Raw genomic sequence first — 17420 nt, 5'->3', positions numbered from 1 at the left:
CACAGATGTCATGGACACGTCACTGCCATGTCACTTGCGCCTGAGATGCTCGGCGGACTCACACAAAAGGAGCCGGACCATGGACTTCCTCTGGTCTTTGTTCAGTTTTCGCCAGCATCGCCACTATGCACGGGTAGACCAGGACGGTATCTGCCGCGCATTCAAACACTGCATCACGCCGCCAGTGGGCCATGACTGGGTGGAAATAAACGAATCGCGCCTGTGCTGGCTGAACCAGCCATTACCCGCTACAGCCCGCGTGGTTCGTGCACCCGCGCGGTCCCGTCGGCGCCCTTTGCTCACGGCCTGACCGATCAGCGAACAAAAGTCATTTTATTTCGATCAATTTCAGACGTTTCATCGCTATAATCTCCCCCCGATTATAAGGACGTCTCCTGATCGGGCCTCGCAGCACCGCTAATCCCAGTATTAGCACCTCCGTATCGCCCACAGAGAGCCGCCCACACAGGTCATGTCCAGGCCGGTGTTGACGCTGTCGGTGCGCAATCGCTCGAATTTCTTCGAACCTTTTCCCATCTGCCGCCCTCACACCAGACTGAACACTGAGCTGCCAGAGCTGCCATCGCGCAGCCCTTTTTGAGGTTTGAGGTTCACGTTTCCAAAAGAGCGTGAAAAAACGGGTTTTCACAACTTCACAAGAGTGTGGCAAGCAATGAATAGGTATGCGTGTGTCAAAGCACCATTAACGTCAGAACCAACCACTTTGAAGATTGCTCACTGCGCAGTCTCCATCAGCGAGGCCTGAAACGGTAACGAGATGGATTGCACAACCGGATGCCTTGACCATGGTCGAATGGCTTGCGGGTCGGAAAAATGCGTTCATGCCGACCTGATTTAATGCCTGTTCGAGCCCTGTGGCGGCGTGCGGTGGCGATGCGAAGAATTGCGAAGAATCGGACATGCTGATCCTGGCCAGGGTGAACCTGGGGCCCACTATGAAGAATGCCCCACCCTACCCGGCCACTGACCTAGGGATCGCTTGCCGTCAATTGGGTTGCAGATTTTGGAGACACGTTAATGGCGCATAACGAAGCAGTCGACGTGGTACTGGTCGGGGCGGGCATCATGAGTGCCACCCTGGCGGTGCTGCTCAAGGAGCTCGACCCCAGTCTGAAGCTGGAAGTCGTTGAGCTGATGGATTCGGGTGCGGCGGAGAGTTCCAACCCGTGGAACAACGCCGGGACCGGGCACGCCGGGCTGTGTGAGCTGAACTACACGCCCCAGGCCGCCGACGGTTCCATCGACATCAAGAAAGCGATCCACATCAACACCCAGTTTGAAGTGTCTAAACAGTTCTGGGCGTACCTGACTCGCAAGAGCACCTTCGGCTCGTCGAAGACCTTCATCAGCCCGGTCCCGCACCTGAGCTATGTCGAGGGCGAAAAAGGTGTGGCCTTCCTCAAGGCGCGCTTCGAAGCCCTGCACAAGCATCACGCCTTCTCTTCGATGGAATACACCGAAGACAAGAGCAAGATGGCCGAGTGGATGCCGCTGATGATGCCGGGGCGCGACCCGAATCAGGCTTTGGCCGCCACACGCGTGGAGCATGGCACCGACGTCAACTTCGGTAACCTGACCAATCAGTTGCTCAAGCACCTGGCCACCACCCCGGACGCCCAGGTCAAGTACAGCAAACGCGTGACCGGTCTGAGCCGTAAAGGCGACGGCTGGAGCGTCAGCATCAAGGACGTCAACAGCGGCGGCACGCGCGAAATCGACGCCAGATTCGTCTTCCTCGGCGCCGGTGGCGCGGCCCTGCCGCTGCTGCAGATGTCCGGTATCGAAGAGAGCAAGGGCTTCGGCGGCTTCCCGGTCAGCGGCCAGTGGTTGCGTTGCGATAACCCGGAAGTGGTCAAGCGCCATCAGGCCAAGGTCTACAGCCAGGCTGCCGTGGGCTCGCCACCGATGTCCGTGCCGCACCTGGACACCCGCGTGGTCGACGGCAAGAAATCCCTGTTGTTCGGGCCATACGCCGGTTTCACCACCAAGTTCCTCAAACACGGCTCGTTCCTCGACCTGCCGCTGTCGGTACGTGCAGCGAACATCGGCCCGATGCTGGCCGTGGCCCGGGACAACATGGACCTGACCAAATACCTGGTCAGCGAAGTGATGCAGTCCATGGAGCAGCGTCTGGAATCCCTGCGCCGCTTTTATCCGGAGGCCAAGGCCGAAGACTGGCGCCTGGAAGTGGCCGGCCAACGGGTGCAGATCATCAAGAAAGACGCGAAGAAAGGCGGCGTGCTGCAGTTCGGCACCGAGCTGGTTTCGGCCAAGGACGGCAGCCTTGCCGCCCTGCTCGGCGCCTCGCCGGGTGCTTCGGTGACCGTGTCGATCATGCTGGACCTGATCGAGCGCTGCTTCCCCGACAAGGCTCGCGGTGAATGGGCTGCCAAGCTCAACGAGATCTTCCCGGCCCGGGAAAAGATCCTGGAAACCGATGCGCAGTTGTACAACCGTATCAACGCCCAGAACAACGAGTTGCTGGAACTGGTCGCGAAGAGCCCTGCGGCGGAAAACATCGCCTGATGTTCTACCCCCATAAAAAAACGCCCTTCGGGGCGTTTTTTTATGGGTTGAATCAGGACTCTCGGAATGCATCGATTGTACCGGCCTCTTCATGAATGAGTTGGCTCTGTCTGCATTAATTGTTGCGTTCGAGGTATCGCGAATTATGTGGGAGCGGATTCATCCGCGAAAATGTCGTGATGGTGCACACTTCTTCGCGGATAAATCCGCTCCCACAACATCTACACCTCATTAGAACCGATGGCGATGCAGTTGCCTGAATCGGCCAGGTAAATCGCTGGCCGCAACACCTGACGCAGACAGAGCGAATGAATTCGCTCCCACAACTGGCGCTCACAGAATCAGCGGCCCTGATTACTCAGCCACGAGCCTTGTCGATCAACTCGATGTATTCCTCGGCGTTGCGCTGATCCTTGACCAGGGCAACGAAGGTATTGCCGTGCTCATCAGTACCGTCCAGGTCATAGCCGGCTTCCTTGAAAAACACCAGGAAACGCTCGAAGTCGCCGACGCGCAGGCCACGATAAGCCTTGATCAACTTGTGCAGCGACGGCGATGTGGCATCGACCGGCTCGAAATCGAGGAACAATTTGATCTGCGCGTCGCCGATCTCGTCCCCAATCAACTGCTTCTTATCTTTACGCATTGCAGACTCCAACTGGTCGCAGACACTTTCACGGCCGGGCAGTTTACCCCCGGCCCGTGATGCGGCTCAACGCGCACGTAAGCCGGTGGTGTGAATATCGGCCCAGACGTGGCCGTTGGCATAGCTGAGGAACTGGCAATAGACCTTTTCGTTACGCAGCAGATCCACCAGAACCCGGTATTGCGTGGGCGGGTAATAGAGCGTCAGAACGCGGCTCTGCGGATCAAAGGTAGGCTTTTTCAGGCTTTTGCTTTCGCCATCGAAGTGAATCAGCACCTCGGCAATGGTCGCCCCTTTGTTCATCGGCTTGCCCTTGAGGCGCAACACCAGAGGCGAGGTGACCGGAATCGGCTGCTGATTGGATTGCCGCTGACTACCTACTACTACCGAATACTCGGTGATCTGCAACAGTTGCTGTTGCTCGGGCTCGCCTTCCCGGACCGCCAGATCATCAGGCGGCAGGTATTGCGCGTGCATGGGTTCGGCAAAGGCAGGTGTAACCAGAGGCAGGCTGCACAACAGCAAGAGGGCTGCGGTACGGCGACAAAGCAATGACTTCATGTCGGCATCCCGTGAAAAGTGGCTGGCACTTTAGCACGGGATGCCGCGGTACTTAGAGACCCTTGACGGCGTAGATACCCGCCGCGTTGCGCCAGTAGCCCTTGTAGTCCATGCCATAGCCGAAGATGTAGCGGTCGATGCACGGCAGGCCGACGAAATCGGCTTTCAGGTCCGGACGCGCCTTGCGGTCGTGGTCCTTGTCGATCAGCACGGCGGTATGTACGGCGCGGGCACCGGCATGACGGCAGAAGTCGATGATCGCGCCCAGGGTGTGCCCCTCGTCGAGAATGTCGTCGATGATCAGCACGTCGCGGTCGATGAACGACACTTCCGGCTTGGCCTTCCAGAACAGCTCGCCGCCGCTGGTTTCATTGCGATAACGGGTGGCATGCAGGTAGGACGCTTCCAGAGGGAAGTTCAGATGAGTCAGCAGCTTGCCGGCGAAAATCAGGCCGCCATTCATCACACAGAACACCACCGGGTTGCGCTCGGCCAGCTCGGCATTGATCTGAGCGCCGACACGGGCAATGGCCGCTTCGACTTCGGCTTCGTTATACAGGCAGTCAGCCTCGCGCATGATTTGACGGATATGCTCGAGATCGGCAGACATGAGGTTCTCCAGAGGGGCAGTGTAAGAAAAGCGGGCAAAGGTACGCATCCGCTCGGGCCAGGGCAAGTGATTATGGACTAACGTTGCTTCAGAAGTAGTACACAGCCTTCCCAGCAGTAGGACATTGCCCCATCTGTAGTAAGACAGTAACAACCGAATAGATTAATCTAGGCCGTTTTTTGCCTGACGCCGGAGCTTTTCCTATGCCCATTCGTGAGATCCGCCACCCGCTGATCCGCCACAAGCTCGGCCTGATGCGCCGTGCCGATATCAGCACCAAGAATTTTCGTGAACTCGCGCAAGAAGTCGGTGCCCTGCTGACTTATGAAGCCACTGCCGATCTGCCTCTGGAAAGCTACGAGATCCAGGGCTGGGCCGGGACCGTCCAGGTCGAGAAGATCGCCGGCAAGAAGATCACAGTGGTACCGATCCTGCGCGCCGGTATTGGCATGCTCGACGGCGTGCTCAGCCTGATCCCGGGTGCCAAAGTCAGTGCCGTGGGCCTGGCCCGCAATGAAGAAACCCTGCAGGCCCATACCTACCTGGAAAAACTGGTGCCTGAGATCAACGAGCGCCTGGCGATGATCATCGACCCGATGCTGGCCACCGGCAACTCCATGGTCTCGGCCATCGACCTGCTGAAGAAAGCCGGTTGCAAGGAGATCCGCGCCATGGTTCTGGTTGCTGCGCCGGAAGGCATTGCTACCGTGGAGAAGGCTCATCCGGACGTGATGATCTACACCGCGTCCATCGACGACTGCCTCAACGAACAGGGCTACATCATGCCGGGCCTGGGCGATGCCGGGGACAAGATCTTCGGGACCAAGCAGAAGGATTGACGGCGAAGCGGCAGAGGCGTTGACCTCCCCCTCTGGGGAAGCGAATGTTGTGGGAGCGAATTCATTCGCGAAGAGGTCTGTTCATTCAATACAGTTTCATCGTCTGAAACGCCGTTTTCGCGAATGAATTCGCTCCCACAATTAGCCTCTATGACTCTGCCTCCACCTCCTGAAGCCATTGTTAAAGCATCAACGGCGCCCGCTCACATAACCGGTTCAACGCCACCGCCCAGTTCGGATCGTCGTTGAGGCAAGGAATCAGCACCAGTTCCTCTCCCCCTGCCTCGCGGAAAGTTTCCGCGCCGCGGTCGCCGATCTCCTCCAGGGTCTCGATGCAGTCGGCGACGAACGCCGGGCACATCACCAGAATCTTCTTCACGCCCTGCCTGGCCAGTTCTTCCAGCCGCGCCTCGGTGTAGGGTTCAATCCATTTGGCCCGTCCCAGTCGCGACTGGAAGGACACTGACCAGCTGCCTTCAGGCAACCCAAGGCGCTCAGCAAAATGTGCCGCCGAGCGCAGGCATTGCGCGCGGTAGCAGGTCGCGAGCACGTCGGCAGGCGCATTCTGGCAGCAGTCACTGCCTTTTAAGCAGTGCTGGCCGGTGGGGTCGAGCTTATGCAGATGCCGCTCAGGCAGACCATGGAAACTCAACAGCAGGTGATCGTGAGATTGCTGCAGATACGGGCGGGCGCTCTCCACCAAAGCATCGAGATACTCGGGCTGATCATAGAACGGCTGCAACAGCGAGAACTGCATGTTGAGGCTCTGCGCCTTGGCCACCCGCTTGGCTTCCTCGACCACCGTGGTCACGGTGCTGTCGGCAAACTGCGGATAAAGCGGGGCCAGGGTAACCTTCTTGATGCCCTGGGCAGCGAGGCGATTCAGCACGGTTTCAATGGACGGCTCACCGTAGCGCATCGCCAACTCGACTGGGCCATGAGTCCACTGCTTGCGCATCTGCTCCTGCAAACGCTGGCTGAGCACCACCAGAGGCGAGCCTTCATCCCACCAGATCGACGCATAGGCGTGGGCCGACTGCTCCGGACGCTTGATCAGGATCAGCGACACCAACAGGCGCCGCACCGGCCACGGCAGATCGATGACATAGGGGTCCATCAGGAACTGATTGAGATAGCGGCGCACATCGGCCACGTTGGTGGAAGCCGGCGAACCCAGGTTGACCAGCAACAGCGCGTGATCGGTCATGCAACGTCCTATTTCAGTGGCGGCCTGTCACATTATTCAAGGCCGCGGTCAAATCCAGATAACGAAAGGTGAAGCCCGCCGCCTGCAAGCGCGCAGGTCGTGCGCGCTGGCCACCCAGCAACAGCACCGACATCTCGCCCAGCAACACTTTCAGCACCGCCGCCGGCATGATCATGAAGGTCGGGCGATGCAGAACCTTCGCCAGAGTCTTGGTAAACACCTGATTGCGGACCGGTGATGGCGCACAGACATTATACGGACCTCGGGCATCCGGCAGGTTTAACAGAAAATCAATCGCCGCGATTTGATCGGCGATATGAATCCACGGCATCCATTGCCGACCACTGCCCAAACGGGCACCCAGGCCGAACTTGAAGGGCGCCAGCGTCTGTTGCAGAAAGCCGCCTTTAGCAGACAACACCAGACCTGTGCGCAGACAGACAACCCGGATACCCATGGCTTCGGCACGCTGAGCGGTTTCTTCCCAGGCAACGCACAATTGGCTGGCGTAATCAGGATTGACCGGCAGGGACTCTTCGTCGATTTCACGCTCGCCGCAGTCGCCGTAATAACCCACGGCAGAGCCGGAAATCAGTACCCGCGGCTTCTGCTCGCGCACTTGCAGCCAGGCCAGAAGACGCTCGGTCAGGCCGATGCGGCTGTCCCAAACGAAGCTCTTGCGCTTGCTCGTCCAGGGCCGAGCCGCCACCGGGGCGCCCGCCAGGTTGATCACCGCATCTACGGGTTGGTCGCCAATGTCTTCCAGCCGCGCGACGCCGAGCACCTGCGACCCACACAAGGCGGCGACCTCATGAGGACTGCGGCTCAAAACCGTCAGTTGATGCCCTTGGGTGAGCCAGAGACGACATAGCTCGCGTCCTATCAATCCCGTACCGCCGGTCAGCAATATATGCATGGCAGGTGTCCTTGCGTGGCGTTCATGGCACTTCAGTAGTCTATTTTTCAAGGTAGCGCTGATGCGTGCTAAAAGCAGCTGATCATCAGCGGCCCCGAGCCTTGGCTCAAAGACATCGACGGTTGACTGTCCGTTCGCACAGTTGACCGCTTGCATCCAAAGATCAGAATAGCGCTCGCGCCGTACGAGCCTGAAGCCAGAATTCTGTGCTTTTAGACACGCGACAACTTATACCAAAAAACAGATTTGTACAGGTTTTAACTACGGCGTACTCTGTGCAGACAAGGTAACGAGGCCCCTATGACTGTACCTATCGCAATCATCGGTACCGGCATCGCCGGACTCTCCGCCGCCCAGGCTCTACACGCAGCCGGGCATGCCATTCATCTTTTCGACAAAAGCCGCGGCAGTGGCGGACGCATGTCGAGCAAGCGCAGCGAAGCAGGCGCGCTGGACATGGGCGCGCAATACTTCACCGCCCGCGACCGGCGCTTCGTCAATGTCGTCAACCAGTGGCGGGCCAATGGCGTCGTCGCCGAATGGGCGCCGCAACTCTATAACGCCCACAACGGCCAGCTCAGCCCGTCGCCCGACGAACAGGTGCGCTGGGTCGGCAAGCCGCGCATGAGCGCCATTACCCGCGCCATGCTCGGTGATCTGCCGGTGACATTCTCCTGCCGCATCAGTGAAGTCCTGCGCGGCGAAGAACACTGGCACCTGATCGACAGCGAAGGCAAAAGCCATGGCCCCTTCAGCCATGTCGTGGTCGCCACGCCAGCGCCCCAGGCCACAACCCTGCTGGCTGCCGCGCCAAAGCTCGCCGGGGTGGTTGCCGGAGTGAAGATGGAGCCGACCTGGGCCGTGGCCCTGGCCTTCGACACGCCGTTGCAAACGCCGCTGGAAGGCTGCTTCGTGCGCGGCAGCCCGATCGACTGGCTGGCCCGCAATCGCAGCAAACCCGAGCGCAATGAAAGCGTCGACACCTGGGTGCTGCACGCCACCAGCCAGTGGAGCCGTGAGCATCTGGACATGCCCCGCGAAGAGGTGATCGATCACCTGCATGGAGCCTTCGCCGAGTTGATCGGCTGCGCCATGCCCGCCCCCGCCTTCAGCCTGGCGCACCGCTGGTTGTATGCCCGGCCTGCCGGCGCCCGTGAGTGGGGCGCGCTGTCGGATGCCGACCTGGGTATCTATGTCTGCGGCGACTGGTGCCTGTCGGGCCGGGTCGAAGGCGCCTGGCTCAGCGGTCAGGAAGCCGCGCGGCGCCTGCTCGAGCATCTGCAATGAATCAACTCAATCCGCGCAAACTGCTGCTGTCCAAGTGGACGGCAGCACAGCCGCGCAACCGGGAAAAGCACTTTCTGGTCACCGAACTGTTCCGCGATGAAGAAGGCACGGTACTGGAGATCGAACTCCAGGCCGTGCTTACCCGCCGCAGCGAACGCCTGCCCTGGCAGACCTTGCAGAATGCCGTGAGTTGGCGGATGGGCTGGCAGTAACACCCTCCTTGCTGATTTGAAAATGCGAATTGTGGGACCGGTTTTAGCCGGTCCCATAACGTCCAGTGCCTGCTTCGTGATGGCGCGGGACCCTGTCATCCGAGCAATACCTATACATAAAGTTTGACTTGTACAACTTCGCCCCTATGATGGACGTAAGTTGTACACGGGAAGTCCTGCGTACAAGTATTGTCCAGAGGCTGCCATGCTCATGCCCGTTGTCAACAAGCCAAAACTCGGTATCAGCGCCTGCCTCATGGGCGCCGAGGTGCGCTACAACGGCGGGCATAAACAATCCCTGCTGTGCACCCAGGTCCTGAGCGAGCACTTCGAGTTCATCACCGCCTGCCCGGAAGTCGCCATCGGCCTGGGTATTCCTCGGGAGACCATTCGCCTGGTCGGGGATGCCGAGCAACCTCAGGCAGTGGGCACGATCAGTGCCGACCTGAACGTCACCAAAGAGCTGGCCGCTTATGGCGAGCAGATGGCCGTCGAGCTGGCTGATATCTGTGGCTACATTTTCATGCAGAAATCGCCGTCATGCGGCCTGGAGCGGGTCAAGGTCTACCGTGAAAATGGCGCGCCGGTGGATGGCGGCGGCACCGGCATCTACGCCAAGGCGTTCTGCGCCCGTCATCCCAATCTGCCGGTGGAAGAAGACGGTCGACTCAATGACCCGGTGCTGCGCGAGAACTTCATCACCCGGGTTTTTGCCTATGCCGCCTGGCAGGCACTGTGCGCACAAGGCATCAGCCGCCGCAGCCTGACCGAGTTCCACTCACGCTACAAATACCAGCTGATGGCCAGCAACCCGGTGCAATACAAAGTGCTCGGTGCCCTGTTGGGCAGCATGGGCAAGCACGACGACATTGACGAGCTGGCCCCGCGCTATTTCACCGAGCTGATGGCTGCCCTGAAGAAATGTGCCACCCGCGGCACCCATACCAATGTCCTGCAACACCTGAGCGGCTACCTCAAACAGACCTTGAGCGGCGCCGACAAGCAGGAACTCCAGGAACTGATCAGCCAGTATCGCCAAGGCATCGTGCCGTTGGTGGTGCCGCTGACTCTGCTCAAACACCATTTTCGCCAACACCCCGACCCGTATGTCGCGCTCCAGGTTTACATGCAGCCGCACCCGGAAAATCTCAGCCTGCGCAATGCGATCTGATCATGAATGAATTGCCCGATATCGACCACGAAGGCGCGCAAGCCGATTGGTTGCCGATTCGTGAAATTGCCCGCAAGACCGGCGTCAACGCCGTCACCCTGCGCGCCTGGGAACGACGTTATGGCCTGATCGTGCCGCACCGCACGCCCAAAGGTCATCGCCTGTATTCAGAAGAACATGTGCAGCGTGTGCTGCACATCCTCACCTGGCTCAATCGCGGCGTGCCGGTCAGCCAGGTCAAGCATCTACTCGACAGCAGCCAGCCGGTCAGCCTGCCTCCCGGCAATGACTGGCAGGCCTTGCGCCAGAATCTGCTGGCGGCGATCCACGATCTGGCCGAGCGACGCCTGGACAGTACTTTCAACCAGGCCATGTCGCTGTATCCGCCGCGCACCCTGTGCGAACAGTTGCTGCAGCCGTTGCTGAACGAACTGGAACAACGCTGGCAGGGTCAGCTCGGCGCGCAACTGGAACAGGTGTTCTTCTACTCCTGGCTACGCAGCAAGCTTGGTGCGCGGATCTATCACAACAATCGCCAGATCAGCGGCGCACCCATGTTGCTGGTCAATCACTCCGACCTGGCCATGGAGCCGCACCTGTGGCTCACCGCCTGGCTCGTCAGCTCCGCCGACTGCCCGGTGGAAGTCTTCGACTGGCCCCTGGCCGTGGGCGAACTGGCCATGGCCGTCGAACGCCTGAAGGCACGCGGCGTGCTGCTGTATTCGAGCAAGCCGGTGAACCTGACTCAACTCCCACGTCTGTTGGCCACGATTTCCTGCCCCAGATTATTGGCTGGACCAACGGTGCGCATCCATTCGGCTGAGTTGTCCGTATCAGCTTACGAGTCCGAGGGTTTGACGCTCGCCGAAGACCCCTTGACCGCCCAGTCCGCCCTCCAGCGGCTCGGCCTTATTTGAAAGCTGAGGACTGACCATGCAACTGCTCTGGCTACGCAGCGACCTGCGCATTCACGACAACACGGCCCTGACTGCGGCCATGGAGCGCGGACCGACCGTGGCCCTGTTTCTGCTCAGCCCCGGTCAATGGCGGCAACATGACGACGCGGCCAACAAGGTGGATTTCTGGCTGCGTAACCTGGTGACGCTGGAGAAAGACCTGGCCGCACTGAATATTCCCCTGCTGATTCGTCACGCCGATACCTGGGACCTGGCCCCCGAGGTGCTGTTGCAAGTGTGCCGCGAACATCGCATCGAAGCGGTGCATGCCAACGATGAATACGGCATCAACGAAACCCGTCGTGATCAGGCTGTGGCCCATGCACTGGATAACTCAGGCGTGGACTTGCACCACTATCTGGACCAGTTGCTGTTCCAGCCCGGCAGCGTGCTGACCCGTAACGGCAGTTACTTCCAGGTCTTCAGCCAGTTCCGCAAGGTTTGCTATTCGCGCTTGTACGAAAGCATGCCCCGGCCGGTGCGCACGCCCAAGGCGCAAGCACCGCTGTCGATCAAGAGCGATGTGCCACCGACTCGGGTCGAGGGTTTTACCCCGCCATCACCAAGCTTGCGAGCACTCTGGCCTGCAGGTGAAGAAGAAGCACGGCAACGTCTGGAGCGTTTCAGTGATGAACGCATTCAGGACTATCAGTTGCAACGCGACTTCCCGGCCAAACCCGGCACCAGTCAGCTGTCGCCTTACCTGGCCAGCGGTGTGCTTTCACCGCGTCAATGCCTGCATGCCGCCTTGAGCAGCAACAACGGCGAATTCGAAACCGGCAACAACGGCAGCGTGACTTGGATCAACGAATTGCTTTGGCGCGAGTTTTACAAACACATCCTGGTCGGCTACCCGCGCGTTTCGCGCCATCGTGCTTTCCGCCCGGAGACCGAGGCGCTGCAGTGGCGCAAGGCTCCAGAGGATCTCGCGGCCTGGCAGCAAGCACGCACCGGCCTGCCTATCATCGACGCAGCCATGCGCCAACTGCTGGAAACCGGTTGGATGCATAACCGTCTGCGCATGGTCGTGGCCATGTTCGTAACCAAGAACCTGCTGCTGGACTGGCGAGAAGGCGAGCGTTTTTTCATGCAACACCTGATTGATGGCGACCTGGCCGCAAATAACGGCGGCTGGCAGTGGAGTTCGTCCACCGGCACTGATTCAGCGCCCTATTTCCGCATTTTCAATCCGCTGTCGCAGTCGCAGAAGTTCGACCCGGACGGGCGCTTTATCAAGCACTGGCTGCCGCAGCTGGCGGACCTCAACAAGAAGGATGTGCACAACCCGAGCGCCGCGGGCGCATTGTTCGCGCCGGTCGATTATCCGGCGCCCATGGTCGACCTGAGCGCCAGCCGTGCCCGCGCCCTGGCCGCATTCAAGGCGTTGCCGCACCGTCAATCGGCCCTCGAGTCCGCTTATGAGTGACTTCCTGCAGCGCTTCGCCCAAGGCTTCGCGGCCCTGGACAAGGACCACCTGGACCGCCTCGGCGAGCTGTACAGCGACGACGTTCGCTTCACCGATCCGCTGCATGAGGTCCATGGCCTGGATGCGATGCGCCGCTATTTCGCCGAGCTGTACAGCCAGGTCAGCGAATTGCGTTTCGATTTTCATGCCTTCGATCAGCTCCGCGAAGGCGAAGGTTATTTGCGCTGGACCCTGCACTACGCCCACCCGCGCCTGAACAAGGGCCGCACCGTGCACGTCGAGGGCTGCTCGCACCTGGCCTGGCACAGCAAGGTCTATAGGCACCGCGACTACTTCGACGCCGGAGCCCTGCTCTATGAGCACCTGCCAGTCATGGGACAGGCCATCGGTTGGTTGAAAAGGAGACTGTCATGAGCCACCCGGATCATCAGCGTATCTGGCTTACCGGTGCCAGCAGCGGCATCGGCCTGGCCCTGGCCGAAGAGCTGTTGCTTGCCGGTCACCACGTCGCTGTCACTGCCCGCACGGGTGCACCGCTGGAAGCCCTGTACAAGCGTTTTCCCAAGCAGGTCATTGTCGCACCAGGCGATATCAACGATGCCACGCAAATCTGTGAAATCTGCGACCGCATCGCCGGGGCCTGGGGCGCGCTGGACATGGCGATCCTCAATGCCGGCACCTGTGAATACATCGATGCCCGGCAGTTCGACGCCGCCATGATCGAGCGTGTAGTGCGCACCAACCTGATAGCGACCAGCTACTGCATCCAGGAAGCCCTGCCCCTGCTGCGCCTGGGCCATCGGCCGCATCTGGTCGGGGTGGTCAGTGCGGTGACGATCCTGCCGCTGCCGCGCTCCGAAGCCTACGGCGCCTCGAAAGCGGGCCTGCGTTATCTGTTCGACTCATTGCGCATCGATATTGCCGAAGAAGGCATTGACGTCACCGTGGTCAACCCCGGTTTCGTCGACACGCCCCTGACTGCGCAGAATGATTTCGCCATGCCCATGCGCTGGCATGCGCTAAAAGCCGCGCGCTATATCGCCATACGGATACAGCGCCAGCGCCGCCCAATGGAAATTGCCTTCCCCGGCCCGTTTATCCTGGCAATGCGCTTGCTGGCCATGCTGCCGCTACGCCTGCAACTGGCTCTGGGCAAACGCATGGCGCGCAAAGAACAGGCCCATGAGGACGCGCAATGAAGATCGCCATCATCGGCAGTGGTATCGCCGGCCTGACCAGCGCCTACCTGCTGGCGCGCAAGCATGACATCACGGTCTTCGAGGCCGCTGACTGGATCGGCGGCCATACCCATACGGTGGATGTCACGGTCGCTGATCGTTCCTATTCCATCGATACCGGCTTCATTGTCTTCAACGACTGGACCTATCCGAATTTCATCCGCCTGCTCAAACAGCTCAAGGTCGACTTCAAAGCCACCGAGATGAGTTTTTCGGTGAGCGACCCGGTGACCGGCACCGAGTACAACGGCAACAACCTCAACAGCCTGTTCGCCCAGCGTCGCAATCTGCTGTCGCCGCAGTTCTGGGGCATGTTGCGCGACATCATGCGCTTCAACCGCGAAGCCATCGCCGACCTGCAGAACCAGCGCATCGCCGACAACACCACCCTGGGCGAGTACCTGGAGGGCGGCGGCTACGGCCAACGCTTCATCGAGCATTACATTGTGCCCATGGGCGCGGCGATATGGTCCATGTCCCTGGCCGACATGCTCGCTTTCCCTGTGCAATTCTTCGTGCGCTTCTTCAAGAATCACGGCCTGCTATCGGTCAATCATCGGCCACAGTGGCAGGTGATCAGTGGCGGCTCCAGCCGTTATATCGAGCCACTGACCCGCTCGTTCGCCCGGCACATCCGTCTGAATTGCCCGGTACAAACGGTCGAGCGCGATGACGCTGGCGTACTGATCCATAGCGCCCATGGCAGCGAGCGCTTCGACAAAGTGGTATTCGCCTGCCACAGCGACCAGGCCCTGGCGCTGTTGGCCGAGGCCTCGACAGCGGAACGGCAAATCCTTGGCGCCCTGCCCTACGCCGACAACGACGTGGTCCTGCACACCGACACTCGCCTGCTGCCCAAACGCCCCTTGGCCTGGGCCAGCTGGAACTACCGCCTCGGCGGCAGCGGCCAACAACTGGCCGCAGTGACCTACGACATGAACATCCTGCAGGGCATCGCCAGCGACACCACTTTCTGCGTCAGCCTGAATCAGACGGCCGCCATCGACCCGCAGAAGATCCTCGCCCGCTACCGCTACGCTCATCCGCAGTACAGCCTGGCCGCAGTGGCCGCCCAGGCGCGCTGGGAAGAGTTGCATGGCGTGCGGCACAGCTATTTCTGCGGTGCCTACTGGGCCAATGGCTTCCATGAAGATGGCGTCGTCAGCGCCCTGCGTGTAGCCAGTGCCTTCGGGGAACACCTGTGAACAGCGCCCTGTACCATGGCTGGATCAGCCATCGGCGGTTCTCGCCCAAAGCTCATCATTTCACTTACCGCATCGGCATGCTGTACCTGGACCTGAGCGAACAGGAGCAAGTGCTCGGCCTGTCGCCCCTGGCGGGCAGCTGCCGTTTTGCGCCATTTTCCTTTCGCGAAAGCGACTATCTGCCTGAGCTGACTAAAGAGGGTTCAAGCCTGCTTGATGCCGTGCGAGCACAAGTCGCCATTGCGCTGGGCTATACGCCTCTGGGCAAGGTCTGCCTGCTGACCCAGGTGCGCAGTTGGGGTCTGTCGTTCAACCCGGTGAGTTTCTTCTACTGCCACGAAGCCGATGGTCAATTGGCTGCGGTGCTTTGCGAAGTCACCAATACACCCTGGCGCGAGCGCTATCACTACGTGCTCCCCGCCAATGGCGAAGGCCATCAGCACTTTGCCGTGGCCAAGGCGTTTCATGTCTCGCCGTTCCTGCCCCGTGACCTGGAATACCGCATGAGTTTCAGCCAGCCCGCCGCGCGCCTTGGCGTGCACATGGCCGACTGGCAGGGCGAGCTCAAGATGTTCGACGCGACCCTCAACCTCGAACGCCAGCCACTGAATCGCAAGACGCTGCACCGCTACCTGTTCACCTACCCGTGGATGACCGCCAAGACCGCCCTGGCCATCTACTGGCAGGCCCTGCGCCTGCTGCTCAAGCGCGTACCGATTTTTTCCCACCAGGCTGCCGACGGCGCCTTTCGTATTGCGCACGTGCAACTCAAGGATCGACGCCATGAAAAGCCCTAGCAGCAGTTTTTCCAGCAGCCTGAGCGCCAATAGTCTCACCGCCAGCCTCCTGCGGCGCGGAGTGTTACGTCAACTGGCCAAGCTGCGCAACGGACAATTGGTGATCAATGAGGGCCAGGAGCGGCATGTCTTCGGCCAGGCCGGTGCGCCGCTCCTGGGCGAAATCACCATTCTTGATCCCGCTCTGTGGGGCCTGGTTGCGGGTAACGGCTCCATCGGTGCGGGGGAAGCCTTTATTCATGGTTATTGGACATCCCCGGACCTGACAGCGGTAATTCGCGTGTTCGTCAGCAACCTTGATGTGCTCGACGCCATGGAAGGTGGCCTGGCGCGTCTGAGTCGCCCATTCGTCCAGGCGCTGCACTGGCTTAATCGCAATACCCGCAAGGGCTCGCAGAAGAATATTTCGGCGCACTACGACCTGGGCAATAATCTATTCGAGCAATTTCTCGACCCGACCATGATGTACTCCGCTGCCCAGTTCCAGCGCGAGGAAGACACCCTTGAACAGGCCCAGCTGAACAAGCTGGAGCGCATCTGCCAGAAGCTGGCCCTGACCCACACCGACCATCTGCTGGAAATCGGCACCGGCTGGGGCAGCATGGCGATCTACGCCGCGCAACGCTTTGGCTGCCGGGTAACCACCACCACCTTGTCAAAGGAACAATTCGCTTACACCGCCGAGCGCTTGCGGGCCTTGGGCCTGACCGACCGGGTCACGCTGTTGCTGGAGGACTACCGCGACCTGCAGGGCCAGTACGACAAGCTGGTGTCCATCGAAATGATCGAAGCCGTGGGTCATCAGTTCCTGCCCACCTACTTCCAGCAATGCGCCCGCCTGCTCAAGAGCGACGGGCTGATGCTGCTGCAGGCCATCACCATTCGTGAGCAGCGCTATGAACAGGCACGGCGCAGTGTGGACTTCATCCAGCGCTATATCTTCCCCGGCGGCGCCCTGCCGTCGGTGCAGAAGATGCTGGAAATCGTTGGTCGCGACACCGACATGAACCTGCTGCACATGGAAGACTTCGGCCTGCACTACGCCCGCACGTTGCGTCTGTGGCACGACAACTTCCGCCGCGCCCACGGCTCGCTGACCGAGCTGGGCTACGACGATTACTTCCTGCGTCTGTGGGAGTTCTATCTGTGTTACTGCGAAGGCGGGTTTCTGGAGCGCACCATCGGCACCGCGCAACTGTTGCTGGCCAAACCGGCTGCTGTGACGCAACCGCTGCTAGGCCGTTTTGATGCGTAGACAGCCAGCCCTGGCCAATGCCGCGCTGTTCCAGGCAGGGTGGTTCATCTGTGCGTTGGGCGGTGACAGTTATTGGCTGCTGCTGACGGTAGCCATCCTGATAATGCATCTGTACTGGGTGGGTTCATGGGCCCGGGAAGGCAAACTGCTGATCTGGGTGACTGCGCTGGGCACCCTGCTCGACAGCAGCCTGACCATGCTCGACGTCTTCCAATTCCCGCCCGGCGGACCGCTGATCCCGCTGTGGCTGATGCTGATGTGGGCCTTGTTGGCGATTAGCCTCAACCATTGCCTGGCCTGGAGCGCCACGCCCTGGTGGCGGGCGAGCCTGCTCGGTGCCATCGGCGGCCCGCTGTCCTACTGGGCCGGCGCCCGTTTGGCCGGGGTGCAGTTGCCATTGGGACTGTGGCCGAGCCTGATCCTGCTGGGACTGATCTGGGCCTGCGTGTTCCCCGCATTGCACTGGCTGGCAAGGTACCTGCGCAACATCCCGTCGGCACCGTCACTCGATCGTCACCACGACTGAGCCGTCATGCCCTACACTGC

At 60.3% G+C, this 17420-nt stretch carries 20 protein-coding genes; 14 read left to right on the top strand and 6 right to left on the bottom strand.

Annotation, left to right across the window (positions count from 1 at the left end):
- Positions 1 to 79 precede the first annotated feature (79 nt).
- Positions 80 to 310, top strand: coding sequence for a hypothetical protein (locus ACCD02_RS06830; RefSeq protein ID WP_413299715.1), 231 nt, complete (start codon positions 80 to 82; stop codon positions 308 to 310).
- Between the two features lie 399 nt (positions 311 to 709).
- Here the strand turns inward: ACCD02_RS06830 and ACCD02_RS06825 are convergent, their stop codons facing one another.
- Positions 710 to 922: a hypothetical protein gene (locus ACCD02_RS06825; protein WP_413299713.1), complete on the bottom strand. Its 213-nt coding sequence runs from the start codon at positions 920 to 922 to the stop codon at positions 710 to 712.
- Between the two features lie 116 nt (positions 923 to 1038).
- Here ACCD02_RS06825 and mqo point away from each other — a divergent pair, with 116 nt between their 5' ends.
- Positions 1039 to 2547: a malate dehydrogenase (quinone) gene (mqo, locus tag ACCD02_RS06820; RefSeq protein WP_413299711.1), complete on the top strand. Its 1509-nt coding sequence runs from the start codon at positions 1039 to 1041 to the stop codon at positions 2545 to 2547.
- A gap of 358 nt (positions 2548 to 2905) precedes the next feature.
- On the opposite strand, the gene ACCD02_RS06815 is transcribed toward mqo, so the two are convergent.
- The 3 genes from ACCD02_RS06815 to ACCD02_RS06805 all read right to left on the bottom strand — a co-directional run bounded on the left by ACCD02_RS06815 (position 2906) and on the right by ACCD02_RS06805 (position 4364).
- Entirely contained in the window at positions 2906 to 3193 is a 288-nt protein-coding gene (locus ACCD02_RS06815) for a PA4642 family protein (protein ID WP_413299709.1), read from the bottom strand.
- Positions 3194 to 3259: 66 nt separating this feature from the next.
- Positions 3260 to 3754 carry a hypothetical protein gene (locus ACCD02_RS06810; protein ID WP_413299707.1) on the bottom strand — a complete coding sequence of 165 codons (495 nt, stop codon included), beginning with the start codon at positions 3752 to 3754 and terminating at the stop codon, positions 3260 to 3262.
- 52 nt (positions 3755 to 3806) lie between these two features.
- A complete protein-coding gene (locus ACCD02_RS06805; RefSeq protein WP_259107157.1) occupies positions 3807 to 4364 on the bottom strand; it encodes a hypoxanthine-guanine phosphoribosyltransferase in 558 nt (185 codons plus the stop codon).
- A gap of 203 nt (positions 4365 to 4567) precedes the next feature.
- Between ACCD02_RS06805 and upp the strand changes: the two genes are divergently transcribed.
- Positions 4568 to 5203 (top strand): uracil phosphoribosyltransferase, encoded by a 636-nt coding sequence (upp, locus tag ACCD02_RS06800; RefSeq protein ID WP_413299705.1) that lies wholly within the window; start codon positions 4568 to 4570, stop codon positions 5201 to 5203.
- Positions 5204 to 5384: 181 nt separating this feature from the next.
- Here the strand turns inward: upp and hemH are convergent, their stop codons facing one another.
- Both hemH and ACCD02_RS06790 read right to left on the bottom strand, forming a co-directional pair.
- Complete coding sequence (gene hemH / locus ACCD02_RS06795; RefSeq protein ID WP_413299703.1) at positions 5385 to 6410, bottom strand: ferrochelatase; 1026 nt, start codon at positions 6408 to 6410, stop codon at positions 5385 to 5387.
- A 13-nt stretch (positions 6411 to 6423) separates the two neighbouring features.
- Positions 6424 to 7326 carry a TIGR01777 family oxidoreductase gene (locus tag ACCD02_RS06790; RefSeq protein WP_413299701.1) on the bottom strand — a complete coding sequence of 301 codons (903 nt, stop codon included), beginning with the start codon at positions 7324 to 7326 and terminating at the stop codon, positions 6424 to 6426.
- Between the two features lie 300 nt (positions 7327 to 7626).
- Between ACCD02_RS06790 and ACCD02_RS06785 the strand changes: the two genes are divergently transcribed.
- From ACCD02_RS06785 to ACCD02_RS06735, 11 genes are all read left to right on the top strand, one after another.
- Positions 7627 to 8613, top strand: coding sequence for an NAD(P)/FAD-dependent oxidoreductase (locus ACCD02_RS06785; protein WP_413299699.1), 987 nt, complete (start codon positions 7627 to 7629; stop codon positions 8611 to 8613).
- The gene (locus ACCD02_RS06780) at positions 8610 to 8825 is read left to right on the top strand and encodes a TIGR02450 family Trp-rich protein (RefSeq protein ID WP_413299697.1); all 216 of its coding nucleotides are present in this window, start codon (positions 8610 to 8612) and stop codon (positions 8823 to 8825) included. Before ACCD02_RS06785 ends, ACCD02_RS06780 begins: the two co-directional genes overlap by 4 nt.
- 211 nt (positions 8826 to 9036) lie before the next feature.
- A complete protein-coding gene (locus tag ACCD02_RS06775) occupies positions 9037 to 9996 on the top strand; it encodes a YbgA family protein (protein WP_413300260.1) in 960 nt (319 codons plus the stop codon).
- Positions 9997 to 9998: 2 nt separating this feature from the next.
- Positions 9999 to 10913: a MerR family transcriptional regulator gene (locus ACCD02_RS06770; RefSeq protein WP_413299695.1), complete on the top strand. Its 915-nt coding sequence runs from the start codon at positions 9999 to 10001 to the stop codon at positions 10911 to 10913.
- 16 nt (positions 10914 to 10929) lie between these two features.
- Positions 10930 to 12378, top strand: a complete 1449-nt coding sequence (phrB, locus tag ACCD02_RS06765; RefSeq protein WP_413299693.1) for a deoxyribodipyrimidine photo-lyase — start codon at positions 10930 to 10932, stop codon at positions 12376 to 12378.
- The gene (locus ACCD02_RS06760) at positions 12371 to 12793 is read left to right on the top strand and encodes a nuclear transport factor 2 family protein (RefSeq protein WP_413299691.1); all 423 of its coding nucleotides are present in this window, start codon (positions 12371 to 12373) and stop codon (positions 12791 to 12793) included. Before phrB ends, ACCD02_RS06760 begins: the two co-directional genes overlap by 8 nt.
- Positions 12790 to 13578 (top strand): SDR family NAD(P)-dependent oxidoreductase, encoded by a 789-nt coding sequence (locus tag ACCD02_RS06755; protein ID WP_413299689.1) that lies wholly within the window; start codon positions 12790 to 12792, stop codon positions 13576 to 13578. The genes ACCD02_RS06760 and ACCD02_RS06755 overlap by 4 nt, the downstream gene beginning before the upstream one ends.
- Positions 13575 to 14822: an NAD(P)/FAD-dependent oxidoreductase gene (locus tag ACCD02_RS06750; RefSeq protein WP_413299687.1), complete on the top strand. Its 1248-nt coding sequence runs from the start codon at positions 13575 to 13577 to the stop codon at positions 14820 to 14822. Before ACCD02_RS06755 ends, ACCD02_RS06750 begins: the two co-directional genes overlap by 4 nt.
- A complete protein-coding gene (locus ACCD02_RS06745) occupies positions 14819 to 15619 on the top strand; it encodes a DUF1365 domain-containing protein (protein WP_413299685.1) in 801 nt (266 codons plus the stop codon). Before ACCD02_RS06750 ends, ACCD02_RS06745 begins: the two co-directional genes overlap by 4 nt.
- Positions 15606 to 16874 carry a class I SAM-dependent methyltransferase gene (locus ACCD02_RS06740; RefSeq protein ID WP_413299683.1) on the top strand — a complete coding sequence of 423 codons (1269 nt, stop codon included), beginning with the start codon at positions 15606 to 15608 and terminating at the stop codon, positions 16872 to 16874. The genes ACCD02_RS06745 and ACCD02_RS06740 overlap by 14 nt, the downstream gene beginning before the upstream one ends.
- Entirely contained in the window at positions 16867 to 17400 is a 534-nt protein-coding gene (locus tag ACCD02_RS06735; RefSeq protein ID WP_413299681.1) for a DUF2878 domain-containing protein, read from the top strand. The genes ACCD02_RS06740 and ACCD02_RS06735 overlap by 8 nt, the downstream gene beginning before the upstream one ends.
- The last annotated feature ends 20 nt before the right edge of the window (positions 17401 to 17420 follow it).

Source organism: Pseudomonas sp. Pseusp88, assembly GCF_047303955.1.
GTDB lineage: Bacteria > Pseudomonadota > Gammaproteobacteria > Pseudomonadales > Pseudomonadaceae > Aquipseudomonas.
Note: the sequence above shows the minus strand (reverse complement) of the source record. Positions and strands in the feature narration are given on the sequence as shown.